This window comes from Arthrobacter sp. H41, assembly GCF_000520535.1.
Lineage (GTDB): Bacteria > Actinomycetota > Actinomycetes > Actinomycetales > Micrococcaceae > Arthrobacter_D.
The window spans coordinates 77,267-86,943 of sequence record NZ_KI914778.1; the positions used below are offsets into that span (position 1 = coordinate 77,267).

8 protein-coding genes and 1 pseudogene are annotated in these 9,677 nt (G+C 68.0%); all 9 read right to left on the reverse strand.

From position 1 onward, the window contains the following. Positions 1-569, reverse strand: a 569-nt coding sequence (locus Y705_RS23015; RefSeq protein WP_444826162.1) for a cation:proton antiporter, incomplete at its 3' end; no start/stop codon positions are given. Further along, a pseudogene (locus Y705_RS17650) lies at positions 561-1,706 on the reverse strand (cation:proton antiporter); the annotation flags it as partial. The gene Y705_RS23015 and the pseudogene Y705_RS17650, both read right to left, overlap by 9 nt. Positions 1,707-1,713: 7 nt before the next feature. Further along, entirely contained in the window at positions 1,714-2,196 is a 483-nt protein-coding gene (locus Y705_RS0105450) for a cation:proton antiporter regulatory subunit (protein WP_026532124.1), read from the reverse strand. Between the two features lie 143 nt (positions 2,197-2,339). Continuing rightward, entirely contained in the window at positions 2,340-3,458 is a 1,119-nt protein-coding gene (locus tag Y705_RS17655) for an NAD(P)/FAD-dependent oxidoreductase (protein ID WP_081737812.1), read from the reverse strand. Between the two features lie 197 nt (positions 3,459-3,655). Next, complete coding sequence (locus tag Y705_RS0105460; protein WP_026532125.1) at positions 3,656-4,864, reverse strand: glycine C-acetyltransferase; 1,209 nt, start codon at positions 4,862-4,864, stop codon at positions 3,656-3,658. 27 nt (positions 4,865-4,891) lie between these two features. Further along, the gene (gene tdh, locus Y705_RS0105465) at positions 4,892-5,935 is read right to left on the reverse strand and encodes an L-threonine 3-dehydrogenase (RefSeq protein ID WP_026532126.1); all 1,044 of its coding nucleotides are present in this window, start codon (positions 5,933-5,935) and stop codon (positions 4,892-4,894) included. 229 nt (positions 5,936-6,164) lie between these two features. Then, the gene (locus tag Y705_RS0105470; protein ID WP_026532127.1) at positions 6,165-7,055 is read right to left on the reverse strand and encodes an aminoglycoside phosphotransferase family protein; all 891 of its coding nucleotides are present in this window, start codon (positions 7,053-7,055) and stop codon (positions 6,165-6,167) included. Positions 7,056-7,197: 142 nt separating this feature from the next. Continuing rightward, a complete protein-coding gene (gene gatB, locus Y705_RS0105475; RefSeq protein WP_026532128.1) occupies positions 7,198-8,712 on the reverse strand; it encodes an Asp-tRNA(Asn)/Glu-tRNA(Gln) amidotransferase subunit GatB in 1,515 nt (504 codons plus the stop codon). Further along, on the reverse strand, positions 8,713-9,677 hold a 965-nt coding region (locus tag Y705_RS21085; protein ID WP_081737813.1), incomplete at its 5' end, for an amidase family protein. It abuts the gene before it with no gap.

Here is a 9,677-nt window from a genome sequence, read left to right on the forward strand (position 1 = left end):
GATCTCATGAGCAGCACGTACGTGGTCGCGAGGGCTGCGAGCTCCCCGTCGACGGCCCCGGAGGCGACCGCCAGGCCCGCGATGACGATGGAGAACTCGCCCCGGGCCACCAGTGCGGTTCCTGCGCGTGCCCGGCCCAGCCGCCCGATCCCCTGACGCGACGCCGCCCACCAGCCGGTCCAGATCTTGGTTGTGGAAGTCACCAGCGCAAGGATGAGCGCCACGCCCAGCACCGGAGGAATGGATGCCGGGTCCGTGTTCAGGCCGAACACCACGAAGAAGATGGCGGCGAACAGATCGCGCAGGGGCTCCAGCACGCGGGCCGCGTTCTCCGCCGTCGCCCCCGAAATGGCGATGCCGAGCAGGAACGCGCCGACCGCGGCCGAAACCTGCAGTGCCGAAGCGATCCCGGCGACCAGCAGCGCCGCACCGATGAGCGTAAGGAGGAATACCTCGCGGTCCTTGCTGTCGACCACGGCGGAGACCACATTCCCCCACCGCAGGGCGATGACGAGGACCAGGGTGACGACCAGCAGTGAGACGCCGACGGTTCCGACGCCCGCCGCAATCGCCGGCTCGGCGAGCCGTGCCATCACCGGCCCCAACACGGCCATGAGCAGCACGTACGTGGTCGCGAGGGCTGCGAGCTCCCCGTCGACGGCCCCGGAGGCGACCGCCAGGCCCGCGATGACGATGGAGAACTCGCCCCGGGCCACCAGTGCGGTTCCTGCGCGTGCCCGGCCCAGCCGCCCGATCCCCTGACGCGACGCCGCCCACCAGCCGGTCCAGATCTTGGTTGTGGAAGTCACCAGCGCAAGGATGAGCGCCACGCCCAGCACCGGAGGAATGGATGCCGGGTCCGTGTTCAGGCCGAACACCACGAAGAAGATGGCGGCGAACAGATCGCGCAGGGGCTCCAGCACGCGGGCCGCGTTCTCCGCCGTCGCCCCCGAAATGGCGATGCCGAGCAGGAACGCGCCGACCGCGGCCGAAACCTGCAGTGCCGAAGCGATCCCGGCGACCAGCAGCGCCGCACCGATGAGCGTAAGGAGGAATACCTCGCGGTCCTTGCTGTCGACCACGGCGGAGACCACATTCCCCCACCGCAGGGCGATGACGAGGACCAGGGTGACGACCAGCAGTGAGACGCCGACGGTTCCGACGCCCGCCGCAAAACTCAGGCCGGCGAGTACGGCTGTGAGGATCGGCAGGTAGACCGCCATGGCGAGGTCCTCGAACACCAGGATCGCCAGCACTGTGGGTGTTTCGCGGTTTCCTAGGCGCCCGAGGTCGTTCAGGACCTTCGCCGCGATGCCCGATGACGAGATATAGGTGACGCCTCCCATCACGAGGGCTCCGACCGGCCCCCACCCCAGGATCAGGCCCACGAGGGCGCCGGGGGTGAAATTGAGCAGCAGATCGAGGAGCCCGGCCGTCCAGGATTGCCGGAGGCCGGTGACGAGCTCCTTCGCCGTGTACTCGAGTCCGAGCATCAGCAGGAGGAGTACCACGCCGATCTCACTGGCGACCTCGCTGAAGTTCACCACGCCTTCGAGCTCGAGGAAGCCGCCCTGGCCGAAGAAGAGACCGCCGATCAGGTACAGGGGAATCGGTGAAAGCCCGATCCGGCCGGCGAGCCGGCCGAGGATCCCGAGGAACAGCAGGACGCCGCCGAGCTCGATAAGTGTCAGCGCAGTGGTGTGCACGCCCGGCTCAGCCGTGCTGCAGGATATCCGCCGCGGCGTCGAGCCCCTCGGAGGTCCCCACCACCACCAGCAGATCACCGGCAGCGAGCTGGAAGTCGGGTGTGGGGGAAGCCTGGACCTGCCCTGAGCGCAGCACGGCGACGAGGGAAGCACCCGTCCGCGACCGCATGCGGGTTTCGCCCAGCGGATGCCCGTCGAAGGGGGATCCGGGGTTGATCTGGAACTGGCGGGTACTGATACCCGGAAGGTCCCGGTGTTCTTCCCTCAGCTGTCCGACGAGTTGCGGGGAACCGAAGAGGTTGCCGATCGCGGCGGCTTCATCCGAGGTGAGTCGGATGGAGGCGACGCACGCGTCGGGGTCGCTCGCCTTCGAGATGATGAGGTCCAGCTCGCCGTCGCGCTGGGCAACGATCCCCACCCTGCGGCCGGAATCGGTGATGATCTCACGCCGCACGCCGATACCCGGCAGGCGTGTTTCAATGACGTTCATCCCTCAATCCTAGGCCTGCTGCGAAGTCTCCCCCCACGAATCGGCTACGCGGCTGCCGCTGTTCGCTGTAGGCGTCGCCGTGATCGGCCTCGTGGAGCGCGAAGAGACCACCGACGCTGAACAGGACGATGGCAACTCCGAAATCACTCCACAAAGTCTTCCGGAGCCGCGCCCCCGGAAGATTCTGCGGCGGAGCGTGGTTGGAGCACCGCGGCCGGCCACCCGGGCTCCGCCTTCGGGTTGGTGAGCAGCTCCGTGGCGAGTTCGGCCATGCCCGACGACGTCTGGAACCCGTAGCCGCCCTGTCCCGCCAACCAGAAGAAACCAGGAACTGCCGGGTCGAACCCGACGACCGGTAGGCCGCGTGCAGTCTCGGTCCTCAGTCCGGTCCAGGACCTCGCGGCCGAGGTGATGCCGAACGTCGTAAGGGTATTGAGACGCTCGATGAGCGCCTCCACATCGCCGGGGTTCGGCTGGGCGTCTCCGGCGGTGCCGGGAACGTGCTCACACGGTGAGATCAGGAGCCCGCTGCCTTCGGCGCGGAAGTAGAAGGAGTCATCCGCCGCTGCCACCATGGGCATTCCGACGTTGGGCACTCGACCGACTGCGACGATCGCCGCAGTACGCCGGAACGGGACAAGTCCCCGGGGAGCTGCGCCGCACAGGCCGGCCAGCGGATCCGCCCAGGCGCCGGCCGCATTCACCACGACACCGGCCCGGAAGGTCCGGCCGCCCGCGCGGACGAGCCACGCGTCGTCGTCGTACCGGGCGTCCGTCACCCGGGACCGCGTCAGCACCGTCGCGCCGGCGTCCTCCGCGGTGCGCTGGTGGTATTCGAGGAGCAGGTCGGTGTCCATCCCCACACAACTGGTGTCGATCCCGGCTGCCTCGAAGGAGCCCGGCTGCAACTGCGGGCACAGCTGAAGTGCCTCCGCATGGCTGATCGGGTGCATCGAACCGCTGGCCTTTCCGGCGACGTCGTGCTCGGTACCGACGAGCAAAAAGGAGCGTGGAGTGGTCAACGCAAGCCCGGTATCCTCCTGCAGTTCCGCCAGGAGTCCCAGCGTCCGGCGCGTGAGCTCCTGCACGGAGGGTGGTCCGTAGCTCGGAATGAGCTGCCGGGCCGAGCGTGACGACGTGTGGTATCCGAGCGTCGGCTCGGCCTCGACAAGGACGATGCTCCGGTGCGGCGCGAGCTCCGATGCGAGGGACAGCCCTGCTATCCCACCACCCACGATCAACACGTCACACTCGAGGCTCATGCGGCCATCCTAGGCCCCGGCTCCCCCATTGCCGGGCTTTCTCCGTTGCCGGGGCTTTTCCGTTGCCGGGGCTCTTCCGTCGCCGGGCTTTCTCCGTTGCCGGGGCTTTTCCGCCCGGCGGACTGTTCCCGCCCGGCGGACTGTTCCCGCCCGGCGGACTGTTCCCGCCCGGCGGCGGGCGCCGCAGCTACGTGCGTTCACTCGGCTTCTGCCTCAGCGACTTCCGCCCGGGCTGCGACGAACGCTCGGACGCACGACTCGATATCGTCGGCCGTGTGGGCCGCCGAGAGCTGGACCCGGATGCGCGCAGCACCCCGGGGGACCACCGGAAAGCTGAACGCCGTCACGAAGATGCCCTGCTCCAGCAGGGCATCGGCGGTCCTGCCTGCGAGCGCGGCGTCGCCGAACATCACCGGGATGATTGCGTGCTCACCCTCCAGCAGCTCGAAACCCTCCTCGGTCATACGGCTCCGGAAATGTGCGGCGTTGGCGGTCAGGGTGGCCCGGAGGTCTGCGCTGTCCTGCACCAGGTCGAGGGCCTTCAGCGTCGCCGCGACGATCGACGGCGCGAGCGAGTTCGAGAAGAGGTAGGGACGCGCGCGCTGGCGAAGCATCGCGACGATCTCGCGGCGTGCGGCCACATATCCGCCTGACGCTCCACCCAGGGCTTTCCCGAATGTCCCGGTGAAGATGTCGACGCGGTGTCCCACCCCCGCATGCTCGGGAGTACCTGCTCCCGTTGCACCCATGAACCCGACGGCGTGGCTGTCGTCGACCATCACCATCGCGTCGTACTTCTCGGCGAGGTCGCAGATCGCCTCGAGTGGGGCGAGGTAGCCGTCCATGGAGAACACGCCGTCGGTGACCACCAGACGCCGCCGCGCCGACGAGGCCTCCTGCAGGCGTGCCTCGAGTTCGGCCATGTCCCGGTTGGCGTAGCGGAAGCGCTTGGCTTTGCTGAGCCGGATGCCGTCGATGATCGAGGCGTGGTTCAGGGCATCCGAGATGACGGCGTCCTCGGCGCCGAGCAGCGATTCGAAGACCCCGCCGTTGGCATCGAAGCAGGAGGAGAACAGAATGGTGTCTTCGGTCCCGAGGAACTGCGAGACGCGGTTCTCCAGTTCGATGTGGAGGTCCTGGGTGCCGCAGATGAACCGCACCGAGGCCATGCCGAAGCCGCGTTCATCGAGGGCGTCCTTGGCCGCCGCGATGATGTCGGGATGGTCAGCCAGGCCGAGGTAGTTGTTGGCGCAGAAATTGAGGACGCTCGCTGATCCGCCGTCGGGCTTTCCGGCCCGGATGCGGCTGGACTGCGGCGAAGAGATACGGCGCTCGTACTTGAACAGGCCCGCTTCGCGGATCCCTTCGAGTTCTCCTGCGAGCTGGTCTTTGATTGACGAGTACATGGTGCTCCTTCAGGGACGCTGGGAAAATTAGAGGGCAGTCCAGTCGAGGACTACTTTGCCGCTCTTGCCGTCGCGTGCGGTGGTGAAACCGCGCTGCCATTGGGCGGCGGGAAAGCAGTCGGTGACCACGCTGGCGACGGCGCTTCGCAGCCCGGCGTTCGACTGCAGCATGGCACTCATCGCGTACCAGGTCTCGAACATCTCGCGCCCGTAGATGCCCTTGAGGGTGAGCATGTGCGTGACCACCTTGCCCCAGTCGATCAAGATGGGGCCCGACGGCAGGCCGAGCATGGCGATCCGCCCGCCGTGGTTCATGTTGTCGATCATCTCGGGAAGGGCCGTCGCATGGCCTGACATCTCGAGGCCGATGTCGAAGCCCTCCTTCATGCCGAGTTCGCGCTGTGCGTCCCGGATGCGGGTCCGGCTGACGTCGACGGCGATGTCGGCGCCTACTTTGCGGGCCAGTTCGAGGCGCGGGGCTGAGACGTCGGTGATCGCGATCTTCCGCGCGCCTGCATGGCGGGCGACGGCGATGGCCATCAGGCCGATCGGCCCGGCGCCCGTGATCAGGACGTCCTCGCCCACGAGCGGGAAACTCAGGGCCGTATGGACGGCGTTGCCGAACGGATCGAAGATGGCGCCGAGCTCGGGGGTGATCCCGGCCTGGTGTACCCAGACATTGGCCTCCGGAAGGACGACGAACTCCGCGAACGCGCCGTCCCGCTGCACGCCCACACTCGAGGTCCGGATGCACATCTGGCGGCGTCCGGCCCGGCAGTTGCGGCAGATCCCACAGACGATGTGCCCCTCGCCTGAGACGCGGTCACCTACCCGCACGTCGCGGACGCCCTCCCCCAGTTCCACCACCTCGCCGTAGAACTCGTGGCCCGGGATCAGGGGTGCGTTGATCATGCCCTGGGCCCAGGGATCCCAGGACTCGATGTGCAGGTCCGTGCCGCAGATCCCGGTGGTCATCACGCGGATCTTGACTTCGCCGAGACCGGCGGTCGGCTCGGGCCGGTCGACCAGTTCGAAGCCGGGGTGGGCCCCGGATTTGTACAGCGCCTTCACTGACAGTCCTTTCACCAGTGCGCGCAGCGGGAGTGTGCTGCCGGGCGCCGGCGGTCGTTTTCAGGGCGGGATGTGCCCCTGCCACGATATCAGCGGGCGCGGTCCCCGGTCTTCAGGACCGGTCCCGGTCCTCAGTCCTCAGTCCTCAGCTTCCAGTCCCCGGTCCTCAGTCCTCAGCTTCCAGTCCTCAGTCCTCAGCTTCCAGTCCTCAGTCCTCAGTCCTCAGTCCTCAGTCCTCGAGGACGCTCCACAGGACCTCGCATCCCGCGGCGCGAAACTCCGGATCATCATCGGAGCTCGCGGCCATGGCACTGCCCATACTCACTGCCCAGCCGCGGGCGCGCTGCCAGGTCGCCCCATCGATAGGACGGGCTGCCCCAAGGGTGTCCTGGAAGACACGGCGCCCGTCAGCACCGAAGACCAGCCACGCCGCGGCAAGGTCCGTCGCCGGATCACCGGAGCACAGGTCCCCGAAATCGACGACTCCGGCCAGGGCGCCGTCGGGCGCCAGGACAGTGTTGGCGGGATGCAGGTCGCCATGCAACCAGAGGGGCGCCCCCGACCAAGCCGGAGCGGCAACCGCCTGATCCCACACGTCCAGCAATGGTCCGGTAAGCGCACCCGCCAAGGAAGCGAGCCGCGCACGCACGACGTCGTTCCGCGCCGCCAGCGGACCCCCTCGGCCCACCGGGCTGACGGGAGCGTCCGGCGGCGCGGGACGCTGGAACTGAAGGAGGAAACGTGCGAGCGCTACAGCCGCCGGCCCCCGATCAGCGCGAGGAACCGTGATGGCGCTCGAGCCGTCGATCCATCGGCACACGGACCAGTGCCAGGGGTACGCTTGGCCCGGCCGTCCCAACCGCAGCGCGGCCGACGTCGGAACAGCGAGATGAGCGGTCAACTCCGGAAGCCAACGCTGCTCCTCGACCATGAGCGCATCGCCGACCTCGCGCCGTGGCAGCCGCACCACGAGGTCCGCTCCCAGCCGGAAGAGCGCGTTGTCCCATCCGTTGCCCGCGAAGCGGACGGGCCGGTCTGCCAGATCCGGATGCTGATCCGCCAGCAGTGACACGACGAGAGAGGGCGTGATATCGATCTCCGCCCGCGGCATGATCGCCATGACACCCTCCCTTCCGCTATCGGGCCTACCGAGACGACGAGCGCACGCCGATACGACAATCGCGCCCGAAATATCGGGTGCGCATGTCGTATCCGGATGCGCGTCTCGCATCGACGTGCGCCGGCCGGCAGGTGAGCGGAAGCTAGCCCTCCACACCCAACCGCTGCAGGATGAGTTCGCGCACCCGGCCGGCGTCGGCCTGTCCGCGGGTGGCCTTCATGACCCCGCCCACGATCGCACCAACCGCCTGCACCTTGCCGCCGCGGATCTTCTCCGCGACGTCGGGCTGCGCCGCGAGGGCGCCGTCGATCGCTTCCAGCAGGGGTCCGTCGTCGGACACGACCGCGAGGCCGCGCTTCTCCACCACCTCGGTCGGCGTGCCCTCACCGGCGAGGACGCCGTCGAGCACGTCGCGTGAGAGCTTGTCGTTGATCTTGCCTGACTCGATGAGCGAGTTCAGCTCCACGATCAGCTCGGGGGTCACGCCCAGCTCGGCGGGTTCGACGTCGGCGATCTTGGCGCGGCGCGAGATCTCACCCATCCACCATTTGCGGGCGACGGCAGCACTCACCCCGGCGGCGATCGTGTCCTCGACCGAGGACATCACGCCGGCGTTGACGACGTCACGGAATTCGGCGTCGGAGTAGCCCCAGTCGGCCTGCAGGCGCTTCCGGCGCTCGGCGGGAGGCTCGGGCAGTTCGGAGCGCAGCTTCTCGATCCACGCGTCGTTCGTCACCACTGGCACGAGATCCGGCTCGGGGAAGTAGCGGTAGTCATCGGCGTCGGACTTGGGACGGCCCGACGTCGTCGACCGCGTGTCCTCGTGCCAGTGGCGCGTCTCCTGGACGATCGGCGTGCCCGAATCGAGGACGGCGGCGTGCCGCTGGATCTCGTACCGGACCGCGTGCTCGACGGCGCGCAGCGAGTTGACGTTCTTGGTTTCGGTGCGCGTGCCGAACTTCTCCTGGCCGTGCGGGCGCAGCGACACGTTGGCGTCGCAGCGCACGTTGCCGCGCTCCATCCGCGCGTCCGAGACTCCGAGGTTCTTCACGATCTCCCGGATCGCCGCGACATAGGCCTTGGCGAGCTCGGGGGCGCGGGATCCGACGCCCTCGATGGGCTTCGTGACGATCTCGATGAGGGGAACACCCGCCCGGTTGTAGTCCACCAGCGAGAATTCCGCGCCCTGGATGCGGCCCGTCGAGCCGCCCATGTGAGTGAGCTTTCCCGCGTCCTCCTCCATGTGGGCGCGCTCGATCGCCACGGTGAACACCGTGCCGTCCTCGAGTTCGATGTCGATGGACCCGTCGTAGGCGATGGGATCCTCGTACTGGGAGGTCTGGAAATTCTTCGGGGTGTCCGGGTAGAAGTAGTTCTTCCGCGCGAAGTAGCACTTCTCGGCGATCCTGCAGCCGAGTGCGAGCCCGATCTTGATGGCCGACTCCACGGCTACCCGGTTCACGACCGGGAGGACACCGGGGAGGCCGAGGTCCACGGGCGTGACGTTGGTGTTCGGCACGTCACCGAACGCGTTGGGCGCCGACGAGAACATCTTCGTCCGGGTGTTCAGCTCGACGTGCACCTCGAAACCGAGCACCGGGTCGTACTTCTCCATGGCGTCCTCGAAGGAGAGGATCTCTTCCGTTCCAGCAGTCATTTACTTTCCTCCGGCAAGCGCGGGAGCCTGGGCCAGGAGGGGCCCGCCCCACGTCGTTTCGAGCAGTGATTCGAGCACCGCACCCACCCGGTACAGCTGTGCGTCCTGGCGCGCAGGCGCGAGGAGCTGGATGCCCACGGGCAGGCCGTCCTCGTCGGCAAGGCCACCGGGAAGGGTCAGCCCGGGAATGCCGGCCAGGTTCGCGGGGATGGTGGCGACGTCGTTGAGGTACATGGCCAGCGGGTCGTCGAGTTTCTCACCCAGCCGGAACGCGGTGGTGGGGGAGGTGGGCGAGATCAGGACGTCGGCCTGCTCGAACGCCGCGGTGAAGTCGCGCTGGATGAGCGTGCGGACCTTCTGCGCCGAACCGTAGTAGGCGTCGTAATAGCCGGCACTCAGCGCATAGGTGCCGAGGATGATGCGACGCTTGACCTCATCACCGAATCCGGCCTCCCGGGTGGCTCCCATGACGCGTTCGATGGTCGGGGTTCCCTCGGGCACCACGCGCAGCCCGAACCGCACGCCGTCGTACTTGGCGAGGTTGCTCGAAGCCTCGGACGGCATGATCAGGTAGTAGGCGCCGAGCGCGTACCGGAAGTTGGGGCAGGACACCTCGACGATCTCGGCGCCCGCACCGCGCAGGAGCTCGAGCGATTCGGAGAAGCGCGTCAGGACGCCGGCCTGGTAGCCCTCCCCCGACAGTTCCCGGATGACGCCGATCCGCATGCCCTCGACCTGGCCCAGGCGGGCGGCCTCGACGAGCGCGCCCACGGGGTCGGTGAGCGACGTCGAATCGCGCGGATCGTGTCCGCCGATCACCTCGTGCAGCAGCGCCGAGTCCAGGACTGTGCGTGAGACGGGCCCGATCTGGTCGAGCGATGACGCCATGGCGATCGCGCCGTAGCGCGAGACACCGCCGTAGGTGGGCTTCATGCCGACGGTGCCCGTGACGGCTCCGGGCTGGC